A 19358-nucleotide genomic window follows, 5' to 3' on the forward strand; every position below is an offset into this window, starting at 1 on the left:
AAGCGCTTGGCCATGAATGAGGCATGAACCCTTCGGCAAGGATCGCGTTCATAGAGAGGCGGCTATTGTCGCCTTATCGAACGGTCCGCGGCGCTCGGGGCGAGCGCTTGAGCCGGGCCGACGCGACAAGCAGGAGTACACAATGCTGTCGAACCGTATCGCCGCCGCCCTGTTCGGTGCCGGCGCCCTCCTCTTCACCGGCCTCGCCGTCGCCCCGGCCAATGCCGCGCCGATCGCGGCGGGCAGCGTCCCGGCCACCACCGGCCAGATCGAGCAGGCCCAGTATTATGGCCGGCCCTATTACGGCCCGCGCCGCTATTACGGCCGCCCGGTCTATCGTCCGCGCTGCTATTTCGTCGACCGGCGCGTCTGGAACGGCTGGCGCTGGGTGATCCGCCCGGTGCGCGTCTGCCGCTGACGCAATAGCCCCTCGAAGGGCCTGGCGGCACGCTCCGTCAGGCCCCGAGGCTAACCGGCGGCCATAATGACGCCCGATCGTCACGGCACAGGCCGGCGCGGTTCATGAAGAAGGATACGACATGCTTCGCAAGCTTTTCCTCGGCCTTTCGGCCGCCGCGGCCCTCGGCGCCGCCTCGCTCGGCGTGAGCGCCATCACGGCGGCTCCGGCCGAGGCCCAGGCCCTGAGCGGCGGCTATGGCTATCCCGGCAGCGGCAGCCGGCATCCGTCGGCACCGCGCTACAGCAATCCCGGTTGGGGCAACGGCGGATATTATGGCCGCCCGCGGCCGGGCTATGGCCGCCCGCATTATGGATCGCGCTGCCGCATCGTCGACCAGCGCGTCTGGAACGGCCGGCGCTGGGTGATCCGTTCGACACGCGTCTGCCGCTGACGGCCACCTGCGCTCATGAAGAGAGGCTGAACGGCGCGGCCACGCCCCGTTCAGCCCCGCGGCCGCAAGCTGGCCGCCACGATGACATCCGATTGCCCCGGCACTGGCCGGGGGCATCAGCGAAGGAGGCAATCATGCTTCGCAAACTCGTCCTTGGACTTTCGGCGGCCGCTGCGCTCGGCGTGGCCGGCCTCGGCATGGGTGCGGTCACCGCAACCCCGGCCGATGCGCAGGCTTTGAGCGGTGGCTATGGCTATCCCGGCGGCGGCAGCCGCCATCCCTACGCTCCGCGCTATGGCAACCCCGGCTGGGGCGGCGGCTACTATGGCCGACCCGGCTGGGGTGGCCGCGGCTATTATGGCCGCCCCTATTACGGCTATGGCGGCGGCTACTACGGCCCGCGCTGCTATGTCCGCCCCGTGCGTTATTGGGACGGCTGGGGCTGGGTGGTGCGCGAGCGCCGCATCTGCCGCTGAGGCATCTGGTCTAGGCGAGCAAGGCCTCGCCGCGGTGGAGCGCCTCGCTGAAGGCGGTGAAGCGCCCGTCCGCACTGTTGAGAATGAGAGCCGGCAGCAAGGCTGCCGGCTTTTTGCTGCCTAGGCGGCCGGAGACGATCACCCGGATCGCCGGCCTGTCCGCCTGGCTGTGAACCGGGCGAATCTCGACCGCGCCGAACCCGGTCTCCAACCCCGCGAGAATCGCGCCCAGCGCCTCGGCGCGATGGATGATGCTGATGCCGCCGCCCGGCTTCAGCACATGACGGGCCGCCTTCAGCCAGTCGCCGAGCGACTGCCCGGCGACATGGGCCACGCGCCGATTGGCGACCGGCGAGGCGCGCACCTCGCCCGCTTCGAAAAAGGGCGGGTTCATCGCGACCCAGGCCGTGGAGGCCGGCATCAGGCCGCACTCGGCCAGCCCCCCGCTCTTCTCGCCTATGGTCCCGACCGCGGCACGCACCCGCCCGGCCAGACCGTTGAGCCCGGCATTGCGCGCCGCGAGCGCTGCGAGCTCCGGATCGCGCTCGACCAGCACGACCTCGATCGCAGGCTGCCGCAAGGCGACGGCGAGCCCGACCGTGCCGACGCCGGCGCCGAAATCGGCGAGTGGCCCCTCGCCAAGCGCGGGAATCGCCGCCGCGAGCAGAACGGCATCGGAGCCGGCGCGATGGCCCTTCACCGGCTGCAGCAGGCGCAGGCGCCCACCGAGCAGCCGATCCTCGCCGATCTCGCCGAGGCCTGCTGCTTCAGCGCTCATGGCGCAGTTCATCGCCGTAGCCGGCCTCGATCAACAAAGCGCGAGCGCGCCTGCTGTCCTGCTCGCGCACCAGCAGGCGGCGCGGAAAGGCGCCGATCATGCCTTCGAGTGCGCTGATGTGCTGGTCGGCGATCAGGCAGTCGAGATCGGCCGAGGCCAGCAGCGCCTCGATGGCGCCAAGCAGGACGAGATCATTGGAGCGTACCAGTTCGTGCATGCCGTCATGGAGCCCACGAGGCTGATCCGACGCAACAGGAAAGATCGCATCGCCCGGCCCAGTATGGCGGCGCAGCGTCAATCTGTTGCGTCGCGAAAGGATTGCCGGGGCTGGCCACGCATGCGAGCTTTGTGGCAAGGGCATGGTGCGCACGGATGCGCGATAAACGGCCGGAGTTTGCGCGTGGGCGTCGTCGTAGCTTTCGAAGACAAGGACACCGGCCAGGCTGGCATCGAGGCACTGGTTGGATTGACGCGCGCCGACATGGAGCGCGTCAACGCGATGATCCTGTCGCGCACCGGTTCCGAGGTCACGATGATCCCGGAGGTCGCGAACCACCTGATCTCCTCCGGCGGCAAGCGCCTGCGGCCGATGTTGACGCTGGCGACGGCGGCGCTCTGCGGCTATCGCGGCGAGGGTCATGTCAAGCTCGCGGCCAGCGTCGAGTTCATGCATACGGCGACGCTGCTGCACGACGATGTCGTCGACGAGAGCGACATGCGCCGCGGCAAGGCCGCCGCCCGCATGCTCTGGGGCAATGAGGCGAGCGTGCTGGTCGGCGACTTCCTGCTCGGCCAGGCCTTCAAGATGATGGTCGAGGTCGGCTCGCTGCGCGCGCTCGACATCCTTTCGACCGCCGCCGCCGTGATCGCCGAAGGCGAGGTGATGCAGCTCGCCGCCGCCAAGAACACCGAGACGACCGAGGACGAGTACCTCGCCGTGATCCGCGGCAAGACGGCCGAGCTCTTCGCCGCCGCCTGCGAGGTCGGGCCGGTGATCGCCAGCTCGTCCAAGGGCGAGGCGGCCGCCTGCCGCAGCTATGGGCTCAATCTCGGCATCGCCTTCCAGCTCGTCGACGACGCGCTCGATTATGGCGGCTCCTCGGGCCAGCTCGGCAAGAATGTCGGCGACGACTTCCGCGAGGGCAAGATCACGCTGCCGGTGGTGCTCTCCTTCCGCCGCGGCAACGAGGAAGAGCGTGCCTTCTGGCGCCGCACCCTGCAGGAAGGCGAGGTCCGCGACGGCGACCTCGAGCAGGCACAGGCACTGATGCGCAGCCATGGTGCGCTCGCCGACACGATCGAGCGCGCCCGCCATTACGCCAAGATGGCGAAGGACGCGCTCGGCCTCTTCCCCTCATCGCCGATGAAGCAGGCGCTCAACGACGCCGTCGACTTCTGCGTGGCGCGGGCGCACTGAGCGCCCGTCAGCGCTGCTCGGCCGCGATCCGCAAGCCCAGCGCCAGCAGGAGCCCGCCGGTCACCGCCTCGATGACGCGCCTGACCTGCGAGCGCCGGAGCACGTCGCCTGCCTTGGCGACGACGAGGGCATAGGCGGAAAGCCAGAGCAGCGTCATCGCGGCGAAGACCAGCCCGAGCAGGAAGAGCGTGCTGAAGCTGCCGCTGGCGGCCGCGAACTGCGGCAGGAGGCTGGCGAAGAAGACCGCGATCTTGGGATTGCCGAGATTGCTGATCAGCCCCTGACGATAGGCGGTCGCTGGAGCAAGCCGGCGCGGCGGCGGCAGCTCGGCGGCAGCTGACGCTGCGTGTCCCTGACGGCGGAAAGCCTCGCGCAAAGCCATGACGCCGAGATAGATCAGATAGGCGGCGCCGGCATACTGGATCGCGCGGAAGACCGGCTCGCTCGCCACTAGGAGCGCGACGAGGCCGAGGCTGGTCGCCAGCGCCCAGATCGACAGGCCGGTCGCAACGCCGAGCGCGGTGAGCACGCCGCCGGCGCGGCCGCCGAACAAGGTGTTGCGGATGGTCAGGGCGGTGTCGGGCCCCGGCGTGCAGATCACCAGCGCCGCGACACCGACATAAGCGAGGAAAGAGGCCAGCGTCATGATGCGCCCTCCGGCGTTAAGCCACGGCGCTCATCTCAGCACAGTCGACTTCAGCCACCAATCCGGCCGGCCATGCGCCAGAAGCTTGGCACCATCAGCACTGGCGCGGCAATCGTCGAACAGGGCAAAGCAGGTCGCGCCCGAGCCGGACATGCGCGCCAGCCGGCAACCGGGCAGCGCCGACAGCGCCGACAAGACCTCGCCGATCGCCGGAGCGACCGATCGGGCAGGCGCTTCGAGATCGTTGCCGGAGGCCGCCAGGGCGGCGATCAGGAACGCCGAGGTGACCGGCGATGGCTCCTCTGCCTGGAACGGCTCGACACCGCCGGCATGCCCCTGCCCCGGCAGGAGCCCGAGCGCGCGGAACACCGGCGCCGTCTCGACCGCGACGCCGGGATTGACCAGCAGCGCGAACAGCCGCGGCAGGCGCAATGGCTGGCCGAGCTGCTCGCCGACGCCGCGCATCACCCGGGCGCGGGCTTCCAGGCAGACCGGTACATCGGCGCCGATCCGGCCTGCCGCAGCGAGCAATGCCGGGTGCGACAAAGGCAGGTCGTTGAGCCGCGCCAGCAGGCGCAGTGCCGCCGCCGCATCGGCTGAGCCGCCGCCGATGCCAGAGGCGACCGGCAGGCGCTTGACGAGATGGAAGCAGCCGGAGCGCAGGCCGGCGATTTCCTCGCGGAGCATGCGCTCGGCCTTGAGGACGAGATTGTCCGCTCCGATCGAGAGGCCAGCGCCGAACGGACCGGATATCTGCACTCCGGACGGCTCGCCCGGCGACAGGCTCAGCGCGTCGCCGACGCCGGCGAAGGCGACGAGGCTGTCGAGCTCATGATAGCCGTCGGCCCGGCGGCCGATCACACGCAGGGAGAGGTTGACCTTGGCCGGGGCGCGGGTCGCCAACGGGAGCAGCATGGAGTTACGCCGTCATTCCAAGGGCGTGAGCCCGGACGCCGGGACCACTACGCTGGTCCAGTTCGTCATGCTCGCCCTTGTGGCGAGCATCCGCGTCTTGAACACCACACTTCACGAAGGAAGACGTGGATGGTCGGGACAAGCCCGACCATGACGAAGAAGCGCGGAGCCATGAAAGCTCAGCCGCCATCCTTCTTCGGCTCGGCCGCATTGGCCGAAGGCGCCGGATCCTCGAGGCCCTTCTCGATCTTGCGCTGGATCCGGGTCAGGTCCTCCGGCTCCGGCCCGAGGTCGCGGGCATAGTTCCACTGGTAGCGCGCCTCGAGATAGCGCCCGGTCTTCCAATAGACGTCGCCGAGATGGTCGTTGATCACCGGGTCGGACGGGCGCAGCTCCATCGCCTTCTCGAGCTCGCTGACCGCCTCGTCATAGCGGCCGAGGCGGTAATGCGCCCAGCCGAGCGAGTCGATGATGTAGCCGTCGCGCGGCCTGAGCTCGACGGCGCGGCGCAGCATGCCGAGCGCTTCCTCGAGCTTGAGGTTCTGGTCGACCAGCGAATAGCCGAGATAGTTGAGCACGAGGGCGCGCTCGCGCCCGAGCGCCTCCGGCATCAGCTCCAGTGCCTTGCGCAGGTCGGCCTCGGCCTGCGGCCATTTCTTGATGCGCTCATAGGCGATGCCGCGCGAATAGAAGAGGTCCCAGTTGGAGCGGCTCGGCGTACCGAGCTTGGCGACCGCCTTGTCATAGGTCGCGGCCGCCTCCTCGAAGCGCTTGCGCGAGCGATAGATGTTGCCGAGAGCCGAGATCGCGTCGATGTCGTCAGGGCGCGCGACGATGATTCCGTCAAGATGCTTGACGGCCTCCTCGGTCTTGCCGAGCTGTTCGAGGCCGAGCCCGATCTGGATGTCGGCGACCGGACGCAGCGGTGAGTTCTCAGGCATGCGCCGGTAGACCTGAACGGCGTCCTCGGTCTGCTTGGCGCGCTCGAGGATATCGGCCAGCGTCAGCACGGCGAGGTCGTGGCCGGGGTCGAGATAGACCGCAAAACGCAGATAGAGCAGCGCGGTCGCCTCGTCGCCCTGCAGGATCCCGGCGCTGGCGAGGCCGTAGAGCACCTCGGCCGCGCCCTGCTGGGTGTTGCCGACGATGCGCTGCAGCGGCTCCTTGCTGCTGATCTTGGCGATGGCGTCGCGCACCACCGGATGGTTCGGGCGCACGCGCTGCTCGAAATCGTTCAGCGTCGCCAGGGCCGCCTCGCTGTCGCCGGCGCGCGCCTGCTGGCGGGCCCAGAGGTCGACGAGGCGCAGATTGGTCTTCTCGGCGTCATAGGCCGCCTTGAGCCGGCGGTTCGCGTCGTTGCGGCGGCCGGCGATGTCGAGGATCAGTCCGGCATGGAAATCGCGGAAGCGGTCGAAGGTCGATTCGCCCTTGAGACGCTCCAGGGTATCGATGGCGCGATTGGTCTCGCCCGAGCCGGAATAGGCCCAGGCGGCGAGCAGGGTCGCGGTGATGTCCGCCGAACGGCCACGCCCGCCACGCTGCAACTGGCTGCGAGCCGCGGCATAGTTCTTCTGCTTCAGCGCACGCACGCCGAGCGCGAGCTGGGCAAGGCCGTTGGTGGCGTCGCGCTGGATCAGCCTCTCGGCGGCCCGGAACGTCTCGTTCATCGCGCCGTCGGCAAGGAAGGCGACGAAGCCGCGCTCGAGCAACTCGCTGTTCTGCGGATCGTTCTTGATCGCCTCGCGCAGATAGATCGAGGCCGCACCGAGGTCGCGGGCGGAACCGGCGACCACAGCCGCCAGATAATTGCCTTCGAGACTCTCGGCTGGTTCGAATTTGTCGACCGGGCGCGCTTGCGCGAGCGCCGGCATGCCAACATGCATGCCGGCAATAAACGCCAGCACGAGAGCGGCGCTACGGCCGTCGATTTGAAACGTCACGTTCGACTTTCTCCCTCGGTCCGCCCCCGGCGCCGGGGACTGGTCCGTGGACGGGACCGTGACCTGAACGATTAGGCCGCCAACATGGCCGTTTCCGGGCCTGCCGACAAGTGCGGCATCACAGCGGAACCTGCCCTGTCACGCTGACGTGAAAAGCATAATCGACCGCTTGAAACGACAGTTGAAACATTAGCTTTCCGCAAAGCAAATCGGCATAGAATTCCGCTGTCGCGGATATTCGCGACGATTCGTTTAGGACACTTCAAATGAAGAAGGTCTCGCTCGCTCTCGCTGCGGTCCTGACGCTCGCCGGTATCGCCGGTGGCTGCGCCACCAAGGAGCCGGAGAAGCCCGCTCCGATCGTCCGCAAGGGCTGATTCGTCGCCTTATCCGGCACAAAGAACAAGGCCGCGCCGAACAGACCCGGCGCGGCCTTTATTATTGAACATTGCTGCCGAACACTGTCACATGTTCGAGTAGTTCGGACCGCCCGCCCCTTCCGGCACCGTCCAGGTGATGTTCTGGGCCGGGTCCTTGATGTCGCAGGTCTTGCAGTGCACGCAGTTCTGCGCGTTGATCACGAAGCGCGGCAGGCTCTGCTTCTCCGGATCGGCATAGACCACCTCGTAGACGCCGGCCGGGCAGTAGAGCCGCGCCGGCTCGCCATAGATCGGCAGGTTCTGCAGCACCGGCACGTTGGGGTCGGTCAGCTTCAGATGCGCCGGCTGGTCCTCCTCGTGATTGGTCGCCGAGAGGAAGACCGAGGAGAGCTTGTCGAAGGAAATCTTGCCGTCGGGCTTGGGGTAGACGATCGGCGTGACCATGCCGATCGGCTTCAGCGTGGCATGGTCGGGCTTGCCGTGCTTGAGCGTACCGAAGGGCGACCAGCCGAAGAGCTGATTCAGCCACATGTCGAGCGCACCGAACGCAACGCCGCCGAGCGTGCCGAGCTTCGACCAGAGCGGCTTGACGTTGCGCACCGGCTTCAGGTCGCGGCCGATCTCGGAGGCGCGCCAGCTCTCCTCGATGCCGTCGACCATGTCGTGCGAGCGGCCCGCCGCCAGCGCCGGCACGAGATGCTCGGCCGCGAGCATGCCCGACAGGATGGCGTTGTGACTGCCCTTGATGCGCGGCACGTTGACGAAGCCGGCGGCGCAGCCGATCAGCGCCCCTCCCGGAAAGGTCAGCTTCGGCACCGACTGCCAGCCGCCCTCGGTGATGGCGCGCGAGCCATAGGAGAGGCGCTTGGCGCCCTCGAAGACGTCGCGGATCATCGGATGGGTCTTGAAGCGCTGGAACTCGTCGAAGGGCGAGAGCGTCGGGTTGGAATAGTTGAGGTGGACGACGAAGCCGACCGAAACCAGGTTGTCGTCGAAATGGTAGAGGAAGGAGCCGCCGCCGGTCGACATGTCGAGCGGCCAGCCGAAGGAGTGCTGCACCAGCCCCTTCTTGAACTTCTCCGGCTTGACCTGCCAGATCTCCTTGAGGCCGATGCCGTATTTCTGCGGCTCGCGGCCCTCGTCGAGGGCGAAGCGCTTGATCGCGATCTTGGAGAGCGAGCCGCGGGCGCCCTCGCCGAGCAGGGTGTAGCGGCCGCGCAGTTCCATGCCGCGGGTGAAGCGGTCGGAGACGGTGCCGTCCTTGGCGATGCCCATGTCGCCAGTGGCGATACCGGCGACCGAGCCGTCCTCGTTGTAGAGCAGCTCGGCGGCGGCGAAGCCGGGATAGATCTCGACGCCGAGCGCTTCGGCCTGCGTGGCGAGATACTTTGCGACAAGGCCGAGCGAACCGACGAAGTTGCCGTGATTGTTCATCAGCTTCGGCATGGCGAAGTTCGGCAGGCGTGCGCCGCCGGCCGGGCCGAGGAAATAGAAGACGTCCTCGCTCACCTGCGTATGCAGCGGACGCGCCTCATCCTCGCGCCAGTCGGGCAGCAGCTTGTCGAGGCCGATCGGATCGATGACCGCGCCGGAGAGGATGTGCGCGCCGACCTCGGAGCCCTTCTCGACCACGACGACCGAGATGGCTTCGTCGAGTTGTTTCAGCCGGATCGCGGCGGCAAGCCCGGCGGGACCGGCGCCGATGATGACGACGTCATAGTCCATGCTCTCGCGCGGCGTGCTCTGCGCTTCCTTCAGATCCATGCTGCCCTCCACCCCGCGCCGGCTATGTCTCGTTAGATAGTTTATATATGAACTATCTTGATCAACCCGCCAAGCGCTGCCGCATGGCTGATTGGAATTCCTCTATCCGGGGCTCCCGTTCATTTTGCAACAGCGAAGGGCTCGCTTCGTTCCGAACGCCGCTCTATTCTCCCGCCATGTCGCTCGACGCCGTCTCCGCAGCCGAATTGATCGCCTGGTACGCCGAAATGGGCGTGACCGAGGCGCTCGACGAGACGCCGCACGACCATTTCGCAGCCGCACCAGAGCCGGCGCGACAGCCTGTCGCACGCTCCCTCACGACGCCTCAGCAGGCGGCGCGGCGTCCTGTCGCCGTGGCTGCGGCGACCCCGCCTGACGAGGCGGCGCTGTCCGCCCGGGCGCTGGCACGCGAGGCGACGACGCTGGATGAGCTCAAGACGGCACTCGCGAGCTTCGAGGGTTGCCCGCTCAAGGCGACCGCCAAGAACCTGGTCTTCTCCGACGGCAATCCGGCGGGAAAGGTGATGTTCGTCGGCGAGGCGCCGGGCGCCGACGAGGACCGGATCGGCCTGCCTTTCGTCGGCCGCTCGGGGCAACTGCTCGACCGGATGCTGGCCGCGATCGGCCTCAACCGGCAGGAGCATGTCTACATCGCCAACCTCCTGCCCTGGCGCCCGCCCGGCAACCGCACGCCGACGCCGCAGGAGGTCGCGATCTGCCTGCCCTTCATCCAGCGCCAGATCGAGCTCGCCGACCCCGACATCCTGGTCTGCATCGGCGGCCCGTCGGCACAGGGGCTGCTCGGCGTCTCCGGCATCCTGGCCTCGCGCGGGCGCTGGATGGAATATGACACCGGCAGGCGCATGATCCGGGCGATCGCGACGCTGCATCCGGCCTATCTCTTGCGCCAGCCGGTGCAGAAGCGCCTTGCCTGGCGCGATCTTCGCGCGCTCAAGGCCGCTCTCGACGCGCTTTGACGCAGCGGCGCGATGCCACTGCGTCACCACCGACCGCTGCCCCCTCGCATCGGCTTGATTATTCCGAGTGCAAAGTAGACGCTGCAATCAGCAGGGTCATTCGGCCATGAGCTTCGTGGCCGGCACGCCGGAGCGATGCGATGGAAATCGACGCCTTTCTGCTGTCACGCATCCAGTTCGCCTTCACCGTCTCCTTCCACATCGTCTTCCCGGCCTTCACGATCGGGCTTTCGGCCTATATCGCGACGCTGCTCGGCCTCTGGCTGAAGACCGGCGACCAGAAATTCCATCTGCTCGCCCGGTTCTGGACCAAGATCTTCGCCGTCTCCTTCGCCATGGGCGTGGTCTCGGGCATCGTGCTGTCCTACCAGTTCGGCACCAATTGGAGCCGGTTCTCGGTCGCGGTCGGCAACGTCATCGGCCCGCTGATCGGCTACGAGGTGCTGACCGCCTTCTTCCTCGAAGCCTCCTTCCTCGGCGTGATGCTGTTCGGCTGGAAGCGGGTGCCGCCCTGGCTGCATTTCCTCTCGGCCGTGATCGTCGCCGGCGGCACCGCCCTGTCCGGCTTCTGGATCCTCTCTGCCAACAGCTGGATGCAGTACCCGGCCGGCCATGAGGTCCGCGAAGGCATCGCCTATCCCGTCGACTGGTTGAAGATCGTCTTCAACCCGACTTTCCCTCTGCGCTTCGCCCATATGATGACGGCGGCCTATCTCACCACGGCCTTCGTCGTGCTGGCGACCGGCGCACGCCATCTGCTCGCCGGGCACCGTACCGAATCGGCCAGGACGATGGTGCGCATGGCGATCCTGATGATCGCACTGACCGCACCGCTCCAGGCCGTGATCGGTGATTTCCACGGCAAGCAGACCGCGGTCTACCAGCCGGCCAAGCTGGCGGCGATCGAGGCGCATTGGGACTCGTCCAAGCCGGGCGCGCTCGTGCTCTTCGCCTGGCCGGACGAGAAGGCCGAGCTCAATCGCTTCGAGATCGCGATCCCCGGCGTCGCCAGCCTGCTGACCCATGGCAGCATGGATGCGCTCTTTCCCAGCCTGAAGGATTTCAAGGTCGAGGATCGGCCGCCGGTGCTGATCCCCTTCTTCGCCTTCCGCGCCATGGTCGGCATCGGCACGCTGATGATCATCTTCGGCTGGGTCGGCGCCTGGCTCTGGAAGCGCGGCACTGTGTTCGAGGCACGCCGCTGGCTCTGGCTCGCCCAGTACAGCTGGCCGGCCGGCTTCGTCGCCATCCTCTCCGGCTGGTTCGTCACCGAGGTCGGCCGCCAGCCCTGGCTCGCCACCGGCGTGCTGCGCTCGAAGGATGCGGTCTCCCCGGTGACGACGCTGGAGGTCGCGATCTCGCTGGCGCTGTTCGTCTTCGTCTACTGCGTCGTCTTCGCCGCCGGCATCGCGCTGATAAACCGCCTGATCGACAAGGGGCCGGACGAGATCAGCCATGAGGATCCACCCGAGCAGCCGTCGAAGCGGCCGCTCAAGGCGGCGCAGGCGCCGGCCTCCGCCATCTTCGGCGACGGCCACCCCGGCGACGACAAGATCCAGCCGGCGAGCTGAGGAGAGCTACTATGGAATGGTATCTCCCCGTGATCTGGGCCGGGCTGATCGGCACCGCCGTGATGCTCTATGTCGTGCTCGACGGATTCGACCTCGGCATCGCCATCCTGTTCCCAACGACCAGGGACGAAAGCGAGCGCGACCAGATGATGAACTCGGTCGCGCCGTTCTGGGACGGCAACGAGACCTGGCTGGTGCTCGGCGGCGGCGGCCTCTGGGTCGCCTTCCCCTATGCCTACGCCATCATCATGCCGGCCTTCTACATCCCGGTGATCCTGATGCTGCTGGCGCTGATCTTCCGAGGCGTCGCCTTCGAGTTCCGCTGGGTGGCCAAGCCCCACCACAAGGTCTGGGACTTCGCCTTCTGGGCTGGCTCGACGGTAGCTGCCTTTGCGCAGGGGCTGATCCTCGGTGGACTGCTGCAGGGCATCAAGGTCGTCGACAGGCAGTTCGCCGGCGGGCCCTTCGACTGGCTGACCCCCTTCACGCTGATGTGCGGCGTCGGCGTCGTCATCGGCTACGCCACGCTCGGCGCCACCTGGCTGGTCTACAAGACGGAAGGGCCGGTCGCGGAGCGGGCCCGCCGGCAGGCCAAGACGCTGCTCCTCGGCCTGCTCGCCTTCGCCGTGCTGGTCTCGCTGTGGACGCCCTATGCGCATCCGCGCATCGCCGAGCGCTGGTTCACCCCGTCGAACCTGATGCTGCTCTGGCCCTTCCCGGTGCTGACCGCGCTCTGTGGCTACATGGCCTGGAAGCGGCTGCACGGCGCACACGAGTTCACGCCCTTCGCCTTCACCATCGCGATCTTCCTGCTCTGCTTTCTGGGGCTCGCGATCTCGAACTATCCCTATCTCGTGCCGCCTGGGCTGACGATCTGGGACACGGCAGCGGCGCCGGCCTCGCATATCTTCGTGCTGATCGGGGTGACGTTCCTGCTGCCGATGATCCTGTTCTACACGGCCTTCGTGTACTGGACCTTCCGCGGCAAGGTGAAAGCCGATGCCGGTTATCATTAAAGGCCGCCTGCACCCGCAGCTGGGACAGGCGGAAAGAAAGAAGCCGCAACCGGAGGACACCATGAGCAGGACCAGGATGTTGCGGCGGGCGGCGGCGGGGCTTCTGATGCTCGCTGCAGCGCCGGCCTTTGCGGCGCCACAGAAGCCGGTGCTCGACGCGGCAGAGGCCGAGAAGCCCGCCTATCTCGATACGCTCAAGGCCCTCGTATCGATCGAATCCGGATCACGCGATGCCGAAGGGCTCGCGACGATCGCTGCCCTCATCGCCGAGCGCCTGAAGGCGCAGGGCGGCGAGGTCGAGGTCGTGGAATCGGCGGACGCGTCGAAATCTCCCGGCAAGACCGTGCTCGCCCGCTTCAAGGGCACTGGCACCAGGAAGGTGCTGCTGCTGGCGCATATGGACACGGTCTACACCAAGGGCATGCTCGCCCAGCAGCCCTTCCGGATCGACGGCGACAAGGCTTATGGCCTCGGCATCGCCGACGACAAGCACGGCGTCGCCCTGATCCTCCACACCGTCGCGCTGCTCAACAAGATCGCGGCCAGGGACTACGGCACGCTCACCGTGCTCATCAATGGCGACGAAGAAATCGGCTCGCCTGGCTCCAAGGCGCTGATCACCAGGATCGCGGCTGATCAGGACGCGGTATTCTCCTGCGAGGGCTCTCCCATCAACCAGGATGCGCTGCGCCTCGCCACCAGCGGCATCGCCTCGGTCCAGCTCAAGGTCACCGGCCGGGCCTCGCATGCCGGCAGCTCCCCGGAGCTGGGCCGCAACGCGCTCTATGAGCTCTCGCATCAGATCCTGCAGATGCGCGACCTGTCCAAGCCCGAGATGGGCCTCAAGCTGAACTGGACGATCGCCTCCGCCGGCTCGGTCAGCAACGCAATCCCGGCCGACGCGAAGGCGCAGGCGGATGTCAGGGCGCTGCGCATGGCCGATTTCGACCTGATCGAGACGGCCGTGAAGCAGCGCATCCAGAACAAGCTCATCCCCGACACCGTGGTCGAGGCGACGCTGACGCGTGGCCGCCCGCCGCTGGCGCCGACTGAGGCCGCCAAGGTGCTCGGCGCCCATGCCAAGCGGGTTTTCAGCGAGCTCGACCGGCCCTTGGCCGTGATCGAGACGGCGACCGGTGGTGGGACCGACGCCGCCTATGCCGCGCTCGAGACCAAGGCACCGGTGATCGAGGGCTTCGGCCTCAGGGGATTCGGCGCCCATTCGAACCAGAACGAATACGTCGCGCTCGATTCGATCACGCCCCGGCTCTATTTGCTGGCCCGCATGATCACCGACGTATCGCGTGGCCAGGGCAAATAGCGCATCCCCCTCGCAGCGAGCGACGCTTGGCCGCTCGGCCACTCACCGGGCGAACAGCACGGCTTGAGTTCCTCCGCATCCTCGCCGACATTGGCGGCGCTGCAACAAGGGCTCGCGCATGCGTTGGGAAGATTACCGCCAGTCCGAGAATCTCGAGGACCGGCGCGGCGGCGGCGGCGGCGAATATGCCGGCCTTCCCGGCGGGCGCGGCGGCATTGGCATCGGCACCATGGTCGTGCTCGGCCTGCTCGGCTGGGCGCTCGGCATCGACCCGCGCCTCCTGATCGGCGGGGCCGAACTGATCGGCGGCATCGGCGGCCGCAGCCCGCCGACGCAGGAGCAGCGCAAATCGGCCGGCCCGCCGCAGGACGAGATGGGCCGCTTCGTCTCGGCCGTGCTGGCGCAGAACGAGGACATCTGGACGAAGGTGCTGCCGCAGCAGGCCAACCGCAAATATGTGCAGCCGAAGCTGGTGCTGTTCAGCGGCGTCGACCGCTCGGGCTGCGGCACGGCACAGGCGGCAATGGGGCCGTTCTACTGCCCCAACGACCAGCGGGTCTATCTCGACCTCTCCTTCTTCCAGGAGATGCAGCGCAAGCTCGGCGGCGGCGGCGACTTCGCCTATGCCTATGTCGTCGGCCATGAAGTCGGCCATCACATCCAGAATCTGCTCGGCATCCTGCCCAAGGTGAACGAGCTGCGCCAACGGATCTCCGAGCGCGAATCGAACGCGCTCTCGGTGCGCGTCGAATTGCAGGCCGACTGCTTCGCCGGCGTCTGGGCCTACAATCTCCAGGCGATGGACCGGATCGAGCCCGGCGACATCGACGAGGCGATGCGAACGGCCGCGGCGATCGGCGACGACAAGCTGCAGCAGCAGGGCCGCGGTGTGGTCGTGCCCGATTCCTTCACCCACGGCTCGTCGGCGCAGCGCACGCGCTGGTTCAACACCGGCTTCAAATCCGGCTCGATGCAGAGCTGCGACACCTTCCGCACCAACCAGCTCTGAGTTTCAGAGCACGGCGCGCTCGCGGCGGACCGTGAGCCGGCGCGGCGCGCGTGCCAGCCGGCCGGAGAGGATCTGCTTCTTCGGCGCGAGCAGCCCCGCCCTGACGCCGCGGGAGCGCAGCGAGACCGCGCCCCATTCGCGCAAGGCGGCAGCCATTCCGCGCAGCGGCATCAGCGCTGGCCTGGCCGCCGCCGTCAGCAGATGCCGCTCGATGCTCGGCGTCCACGCCGGCTCCGGCAGGTCGCCGGCCTCGAGCAGGATCACCCAGTCGCCGCGCGCCTCTGCGACCCCGGACGACCAGGCTTCGCCGTTCTTCGCCCTGACATAGCTGGCGCCGGTCTCGTCGGCGAGGCGGGCGATCGCGGCATCGTCGCCATCGTCGATCACCACGGCATGGCCGATCACGCCCTTGGCGACGGCCGGAATCAGCACGGACAAGGTCGCGGCGAGCGCCTCGGCGTCACGATTGGCCCGGATGACGGCGGTGATCATGGGCACCCAGCTTATGACGCAGTGCAACATGTCGCAATCCTGTCACTTGCCTTTTGTTCCCTTTATGTTCACATTCCTTGGTCTCGGAACCACCGATTCCGCCGGGAGACGAAGCCATGCTGCAGGCCAGGCCCTCAGCCAGGACGCAACCGCTCAAGCGCCGCGACAACGAGCCGGGCACGGTGTCCGCTCCGGTGCGACTCGCACCTGTCGACCCGCTCGCCCATATCGGCAGCCAGATCGACCCTGACAGGCGGCGCGGACGCGGGGCGACGATCAATCCCGGCGGCCGTTATGAAGCCGAGCAGCGCATCAGCGAGGATGACGGCTGGGACTCGCTCGGCGAACTGCCGCCATTCAAGACCGAAGTCTCGGTCGAGAAGCCGCGCACGATCATCACCAGGAACGACTCGCCCGACATCTCCTTCGACCGCTCGATCAACCCCTATCGCGGCTGCGAGCATGGCTGCGTCTACTGCTTTGCGCGGCCGAGCCATGCCTATCTCGGCCTCTCGCCCGGGCTCGACTTCGAGAGCAAGCTGACCGCCAAGCCTGACGCGGCGCTGCTGCTGGAGAAGGAACTGTCCTCGCCGAGCTACCAGCCGCGCACCATCGCGATCGGCACCAATACCGACGCCTACCAGCCGATCGAGAAGAAGCTGCGGATCATGCGGTCGATCCTGGAGGTGCTGGCGAAGTTCAATCACCCGGTCGGCATCGTCACCAAATCGGCGCTGGTCCAGCGCGACATCGACATTCTCGCGCCGATGGCGGCGAAGGGGCTGGTCAAGGTCGCGCTCTCGGTGACGACGCTCGATCCCAAGCTTGCCCGCAATATGGAGCCGCGCGCCGCCGCGCCCGCCAAGCGCATCGAGACGATCCGCAAGCTCTCGGAGGCCGGCATCCCGGTGACGGTGCTGGTTGCGCCGATCGTGCCGGCGATCAACGAGCATGAGATCGAGCGCATCCTCGACGCCGCCAAAGCTGCGGGTGCGCGCGAGGCCGGCTATGTGCTGCTGCGCCTGCCGCTCGAGGTGAAGGACATCGTCCAGGACTGGCTGGTGACGCATCACCCCGACAAGATGCGCCATGTCGTCTCGCTGATCCGCTCGACCCGCGGCGGCAAGGACTATGACGCTGCGTGGGGCCAGCGCCAGGTCGGCTCCGGCCCCTATGCCTGGATGATCGGCCGGCGCTTCGAGATGGCCGCCGAGCGGCTCGGCTTCAACAGCACGCGGCTGCGCCTGCGCACCGACCTCTTCGTCAAGCCGGAGAAGGAGAAGGCGCAGCTCAGCCTGTTCTGAGCGCTCCGGCCCGGCGCCTCGCGGCACCGATCGGACCGCCATGCGTTTCCGCCTATGAAGCGGAGGCCGTCATGGACAATTTCAGCAGCGAGGTAATCGAAACGGGCGAGGCCACGATCTTCCTGCGCAGAGCGGGCTTCGGCCCGCCGCTCCTGTTGCTGCACGGTTTCCCGCAGACGCATTTGATGTGGCGGGACGTAGCTCCGCTGCTGGCGGAGGATTTCACCGTCATCTGCGCAGATCTGCGCGGCTATGGCGCAAGCTCCTGCCCGCCCTCGACCGCCGACCACGCGCCCTACAGCAAGCGTGCCCTCGCCGCCGACATGGTCGCAGTCATGGAGAAGCTGGGCTTCCGCCGCTTCTGCGTGGCCGGTCACGATCGCGGCGGCCGCGTCGCCTACCGCCTGGCACTCGACCATCCCGAGCGGATCGCGAAGCTCGCCGTGCTCGACATCGTGCCGACGGCCGAAGCCTGGGATCGTGCCGATTCCCGCTTCGCGCTCGGCTTCTGGCCGTGGTCGCTACTCGCCCAGCCCGAGCCCCTGCCGGAGCGGCTGCTCGCGGCGGCACCGGATGCGATCATCGACAGCGCGCTCAATGGCTGGGGCACGCCGGCCTCGACCTTCTCAGCCGCCGCCCGCGAGGCCTATGTCGCGGCTCTCGGCGATCCCTATCATATCCACGTGCTCTGCGAGGAGTATCGGGCCGCGGCCGGGATCGACCGCGAGCATGACGCGCAAGACCAGCGGCACGGGCGGCGCATCGCCTGTCCCATGCTCGCCCTGTGGAGTTCCGAGGGCGCCCTGGCGCAATGGTATGAGGCCGATGGCGGACCGCTCGCGATCTGGCGCCGCTGGGCCGATCGCATCGAGGGCGGCGCCGTTGCCGGCGGGCATTTCTTCCCGGAAGAGCATCCAGAGGCGACGGCGGAAGCCTTGCGCGCATTCTTCCGGGATCGAAGCTGAACTGTGGATGTGACGCAGGCGACGGCAGACCTTCGCGCCATCATCTGGCATAGCGAAATCATGACCGCCGATTTCAGCCGCGAGCAGGCCGCGATGATTGCCGGGCGCGCCCGCGTCGCCGGCGTGGACGAGGTCGGGCGCGGGCCGCTCGCCGGCCCGGTCGTGGCGGCCGCGGTCATCCTCGATCCCCTGGCGATCCCGGACGGGCTGGCCGATTCGAAGGAGCTCACCGCCCAGCGCCGCGAGGAGCTCTGCGTCCTGATCCTCGCCAGCGCATTGGCGGTCGGCGTCGGCAGCGCCTCTGCCACCGAGATCGACAGGATCAACATCCGGCAGGCGACCCTGCTTTCCATGCGGCGAGCGGTGGGAGCGCTGCCGCTCTCGCCCGATCTCGTACTGGTCGACGGCAATGATCCGCCGGCGCTGGCCTGCGGCTGCGAGTCGATCATCGGCGGCGACGGGTTGATCGCCTCGATCGCCGCGGCCTCGATCGTCGCCAAGGTGATGCGTGACCGGATGATGGCGCGGCTTTCGCTGACCTACCCGGCCTATGGCTTCGCCAGCCATGCCGGCTACGGAACGCCCGCGCACCGTGCCGCGCTGAAGACGCATGGCCCCTGCCCCGCGCATCGCTATTCCTTCGCTCCGATCAAAGGTGTCTGGTCGCGCTCGATCGCTTGAGCCTGCCGGAGACGCCATGCCCATCTTGACGATGCATCAGGTCGACGCGTTCACCGACCAGGTGTTTGGCGGCAACCCGGCCGCGGTTCTGATCCTGGACGACTGGCTGCCGGAAGCGACGATGCAGGCGATCGCCAACGAGAACAATCTGGCGGAAACCGCTTTTGCCCGCCCGAACGGCAACGGCTGGGATCTGCGCTGGTTCACCCCGGTCCACGAAGTCAATTTCTGCGGCCATGCCACGCTCGCGACCGCGCATGTCCTCGCCAGTGCCCACAGCGTGTCAGGCGACATGGAATTCCTGACCCGCGTCGGGCCGATCCGGGTCTCGCGGCAGGAAAACGGCTACCGGCTCGACCTGCCGGCCTTCGCCCCGGAGCCGGTCGAGGCACTGCCTGCGGTCATCGCGGCGCTCTTCCCGGTCCCGCCGCTTGCGCTCTTCCGCAATTTCGAGAACGTCTTCGCTGTCCTGGCTGACGAGCAGGCCGTGCGTGCCTTCGTGCCCGATGCGGCGGCGATCGCGACTCTCGCCCCGCTCTGTTTCGGCATCACCGCCCGTGGCGACACCTATGATTTCGTCTCGCGCTATTTCGCCCCCAGCGCCGGCATCCCCGAGGATCCCGTCACCGGATCGATCCACGCCACCCTCGTTCCATACTGGGCCAGCGAGCTCGGCAAGAGCCACCTCGAGGCATTCCAGGCCTCGGCACGTGGCGGGCATCTCAGCTGCGAAATGGCGGGCGAGCGCGTGCTGATCACCGGGCAGGCGGTGACCTTCATGAAGGCCGAAATCTATCTGCCCGATTGACGGTTCAGGGGCGGGCTGAGCTTCCCCCAAGCTGCCGCTGCGGCAGG

General features: G+C 67.6%; 20 protein-coding genes. 13 read left to right on the forward strand and 7 right to left on the reverse strand.

Going from position 1 to position 19358, the window contains the following annotated elements:
- Positions 1 to 142: 142 nt before the first annotated feature.
- The 3 genes from ACWIGM_RS13090 to ACWIGM_RS13100 all read left to right on the forward strand — a co-directional run bounded on the left by ACWIGM_RS13090 (position 143) and on the right by ACWIGM_RS13100 (position 1327).
- A complete protein-coding gene (locus ACWIGM_RS13090; RefSeq protein ID WP_454026358.1) occupies positions 143 to 418 on the forward strand; it encodes a hypothetical protein in 276 nt (91 codons plus the stop codon).
- A 121-nt stretch (positions 419 to 539) separates the two neighbouring features.
- On the forward strand, positions 540 to 851 hold the full coding sequence (locus tag ACWIGM_RS13095) for a hypothetical protein (protein WP_454026359.1): 312 nt from the start codon (positions 540 to 542) through the stop codon (positions 849 to 851).
- 134 nt (positions 852 to 985) lie between these two features.
- Positions 986 to 1327, forward strand: a complete 342-nt coding sequence (locus ACWIGM_RS13100; protein WP_454026360.1) for a hypothetical protein — start codon at positions 986 to 988, stop codon at positions 1325 to 1327.
- Between the two features lie 10 nt (positions 1328 to 1337).
- Here ACWIGM_RS13100 and ACWIGM_RS13105 read toward each other — a convergent pair whose 3' ends face one another.
- Together ACWIGM_RS13105 and ACWIGM_RS13110 are read right to left on the reverse strand one after the other, a co-directional pair.
- Complete coding sequence (locus ACWIGM_RS13105; RefSeq protein WP_454026361.1) at positions 1338 to 2105, reverse strand: tRNA1(Val) (adenine(37)-N6)-methyltransferase; 768 nt, start codon at positions 2103 to 2105, stop codon at positions 1338 to 1340.
- Positions 2095 to 2322, reverse strand: a complete 228-nt coding sequence (locus tag ACWIGM_RS13110; protein WP_454026362.1) for a putative signal transducing protein — start codon at positions 2320 to 2322, stop codon at positions 2095 to 2097. The genes ACWIGM_RS13105 and ACWIGM_RS13110 overlap by 11 nt, the downstream gene beginning before the upstream one ends.
- Before the next feature lie 183 nt (positions 2323 to 2505).
- Between ACWIGM_RS13110 and ACWIGM_RS13115 the strand changes: the two genes are divergently transcribed.
- Positions 2506 to 3522, forward strand: a complete 1017-nt coding sequence (locus ACWIGM_RS13115) for a polyprenyl synthetase family protein (protein ID WP_454026363.1) — start codon at positions 2506 to 2508, stop codon at positions 3520 to 3522.
- 7 nt (positions 3523 to 3529) lie between these two features.
- Here ACWIGM_RS13115 and ACWIGM_RS13120 read toward each other — a convergent pair whose 3' ends face one another.
- The 4 genes from ACWIGM_RS13120 to ACWIGM_RS13135 all read right to left on the reverse strand — a co-directional run bounded on the left by ACWIGM_RS13120 (position 3530) and on the right by ACWIGM_RS13135 (position 9167).
- A complete protein-coding gene (locus ACWIGM_RS13120) occupies positions 3530 to 4168 on the reverse strand; it encodes a LysE family translocator (RefSeq protein WP_454026364.1) in 639 nt (212 codons plus the stop codon).
- A gap of 30 nt (positions 4169 to 4198) precedes the next feature.
- Positions 4199 to 5080 (reverse strand): 4-(cytidine 5'-diphospho)-2-C-methyl-D-erythritol kinase, encoded by an 882-nt coding sequence (locus ACWIGM_RS13125; protein ID WP_454026992.1) that lies wholly within the window; start codon positions 5078 to 5080, stop codon positions 4199 to 4201.
- Positions 5081 to 5262: 182 nt separating this feature from the next.
- The gene (locus ACWIGM_RS13130; protein WP_454026365.1) at positions 5263 to 7023 is read right to left on the reverse strand and encodes a tetratricopeptide repeat protein; all 1761 of its coding nucleotides are present in this window, start codon (positions 7021 to 7023) and stop codon (positions 5263 to 5265) included.
- 464 nt (positions 7024 to 7487) lie between these two features.
- Positions 7488 to 9167, reverse strand: coding sequence for an electron transfer flavoprotein-ubiquinone oxidoreductase (locus ACWIGM_RS13135; protein ID WP_454026366.1), 1680 nt, complete (start codon positions 9165 to 9167; stop codon positions 7488 to 7490).
- A gap of 176 nt (positions 9168 to 9343) precedes the next feature.
- Between ACWIGM_RS13135 and ACWIGM_RS13140 the strand changes: the two genes are divergently transcribed.
- The 5 genes from ACWIGM_RS13140 (at position 9344) to ypfJ (ending at position 15061) form a co-directional block, all read left to right on the forward strand.
- Positions 9344 to 10144, forward strand: a complete 801-nt coding sequence (locus tag ACWIGM_RS13140; protein WP_454026367.1) for a uracil-DNA glycosylase — start codon at positions 9344 to 9346, stop codon at positions 10142 to 10144.
- A gap of 140 nt (positions 10145 to 10284) precedes the next feature.
- A complete protein-coding gene (locus ACWIGM_RS13145) occupies positions 10285 to 11715 on the forward strand; it encodes a cytochrome ubiquinol oxidase subunit I (RefSeq protein WP_454026368.1) in 1431 nt (476 codons plus the stop codon).
- A gap of 11 nt (positions 11716 to 11726) precedes the next feature.
- Positions 11727 to 12731 carry a cytochrome d ubiquinol oxidase subunit II gene (gene cydB / locus ACWIGM_RS13150; RefSeq protein ID WP_454026369.1) on the forward strand — a complete coding sequence of 335 codons (1005 nt, stop codon included), beginning with the start codon at positions 11727 to 11729 and terminating at the stop codon, positions 12729 to 12731.
- 61 nt (positions 12732 to 12792) lie between these two features.
- A complete protein-coding gene (locus ACWIGM_RS13155) occupies positions 12793 to 14052 on the forward strand; it encodes a M20/M25/M40 family metallo-hydrolase (protein ID WP_454026370.1) in 1260 nt (419 codons plus the stop codon).
- Between the two features lie 118 nt (positions 14053 to 14170).
- Positions 14171 to 15061, forward strand: a complete 891-nt coding sequence (ypfJ, locus tag ACWIGM_RS13160) for a KPN_02809 family neutral zinc metallopeptidase (RefSeq protein ID WP_454026371.1) — start codon at positions 14171 to 14173, stop codon at positions 15059 to 15061.
- 3 nt (positions 15062 to 15064) lie between these two features.
- Here the strand turns inward: ypfJ and ACWIGM_RS13165 are convergent, their stop codons facing one another.
- The gene (locus tag ACWIGM_RS13165; protein WP_454026372.1) at positions 15065 to 15553 is read right to left on the reverse strand and encodes a hypothetical protein; all 489 of its coding nucleotides are present in this window, start codon (positions 15551 to 15553) and stop codon (positions 15065 to 15067) included.
- A 116-nt stretch (positions 15554 to 15669) separates the two neighbouring features.
- Between ACWIGM_RS13165 and ACWIGM_RS13170 the strand changes: the two genes are divergently transcribed.
- The 4 genes from ACWIGM_RS13170 (at position 15670) to ACWIGM_RS13185 (ending at position 19311) form a co-directional block, all read left to right on the forward strand.
- Positions 15670 to 16857, forward strand: coding sequence for a PA0069 family radical SAM protein (locus ACWIGM_RS13170; protein WP_454026373.1), 1188 nt, complete (start codon positions 15670 to 15672; stop codon positions 16855 to 16857).
- Between the two features lie 71 nt (positions 16858 to 16928).
- Positions 16929 to 17822: an alpha/beta fold hydrolase gene (locus tag ACWIGM_RS13175; protein ID WP_454026374.1), complete on the forward strand. Its 894-nt coding sequence runs from the start codon at positions 16929 to 16931 to the stop codon at positions 17820 to 17822.
- A 60-nt stretch (positions 17823 to 17882) separates the two neighbouring features.
- The gene (locus ACWIGM_RS13180; protein ID WP_454026375.1) at positions 17883 to 18503 is read left to right on the forward strand and encodes a ribonuclease HII; all 621 of its coding nucleotides are present in this window, start codon (positions 17883 to 17885) and stop codon (positions 18501 to 18503) included.
- Positions 18504 to 18519: 16 nt separating this feature from the next.
- Positions 18520 to 19311: a PhzF family phenazine biosynthesis protein gene (locus ACWIGM_RS13185; protein ID WP_454026376.1), complete on the forward strand. Its 792-nt coding sequence runs from the start codon at positions 18520 to 18522 to the stop codon at positions 19309 to 19311.
- Positions 19312 to 19358: the final 47 nt, after the last annotated feature.

The organism is Allobosea sp. NPDC055332, assembly GCF_053645455.1.

What these genes read in the sequence shown, in the direction of transcription:
- ACWIGM_RS13110 (WP_454026362.1), bottom strand. Translation starts at nt 2,322, where the DNA reads ATGCACGAACTGGTACGCTCCAATGATCTCGTCCTGCTTGGCGCCATC.
- ACWIGM_RS13090 (WP_454026358.1), top strand. Translation starts at nt 143, where the DNA reads ATGCTGTCGAACCGTATCGCCGCCGCCCTGTTCGGTGCCGGCGCCCTC.
- ACWIGM_RS13120 (WP_454026364.1), bottom strand. Translation starts at nt 4,168, where the DNA reads ATGACGCTGGCCTCTTTCCTCGCTTATGTCGGTGTCGCGGCGCTGGTG.
- ACWIGM_RS13170 (WP_454026373.1), top strand. Translation starts at nt 15,670, where the DNA reads ATGCTGCAGGCCAGGCCCTCAGCCAGGACGCAACCGCTCAAGCGCCGC.
- ACWIGM_RS13095 (WP_454026359.1), top strand. Translation starts at nt 540, where the DNA reads ATGCTTCGCAAGCTTTTCCTCGGCCTTTCGGCCGCCGCGGCCCTCGGC.
- ACWIGM_RS13105 (WP_454026361.1), bottom strand. Translation starts at nt 2,105, where the DNA reads ATGAGCGCTGAAGCAGCAGGCCTCGGCGAGATCGGCGAGGATCGGCTG.
- ACWIGM_RS13135 (WP_454026366.1), bottom strand. Translation starts at nt 9,167, where the DNA reads ATGGATCTGAAGGAAGCGCAGAGCACGCCGCGCGAGAGCATGGACTAT.
- ACWIGM_RS13100 (WP_454026360.1), top strand. Translation starts at nt 986, where the DNA reads ATGCTTCGCAAACTCGTCCTTGGACTTTCGGCGGCCGCTGCGCTCGGC.
- ypfJ (WP_454026371.1), top strand. Translation starts at nt 14,171, where the DNA reads ATGCGTTGGGAAGATTACCGCCAGTCCGAGAATCTCGAGGACCGGCGC.
- ACWIGM_RS13165 (WP_454026372.1), bottom strand. Translation starts at nt 15,553, where the DNA reads ATGATCACCGCCGTCATCCGGGCCAATCGTGACGCCGAGGCGCTCGCC.
- ACWIGM_RS13175 (WP_454026374.1), top strand. Translation starts at nt 16,929, where the DNA reads ATGGACAATTTCAGCAGCGAGGTAATCGAAACGGGCGAGGCCACGATC.
- ACWIGM_RS13145 (WP_454026368.1), top strand. Translation starts at nt 10,285, where the DNA reads ATGGAAATCGACGCCTTTCTGCTGTCACGCATCCAGTTCGCCTTCACC.
- cydB (WP_454026369.1), top strand. Translation starts at nt 11,727, where the DNA reads ATGGAATGGTATCTCCCCGTGATCTGGGCCGGGCTGATCGGCACCGCC.
- ACWIGM_RS13155 (WP_454026370.1), top strand. Translation starts at nt 12,793, where the DNA reads ATGAGCAGGACCAGGATGTTGCGGCGGGCGGCGGCGGGGCTTCTGATG.
- ACWIGM_RS13140 (WP_454026367.1), top strand. Translation starts at nt 9,344, where the DNA reads ATGTCGCTCGACGCCGTCTCCGCAGCCGAATTGATCGCCTGGTACGCC.
- ACWIGM_RS13185 (WP_454026376.1), top strand. Translation starts at nt 18,520, where the DNA reads ATGCCCATCTTGACGATGCATCAGGTCGACGCGTTCACCGACCAGGTG.
- ACWIGM_RS13180 (WP_454026375.1), top strand. Translation starts at nt 17,883, where the DNA reads ATGACCGCCGATTTCAGCCGCGAGCAGGCCGCGATGATTGCCGGGCGC.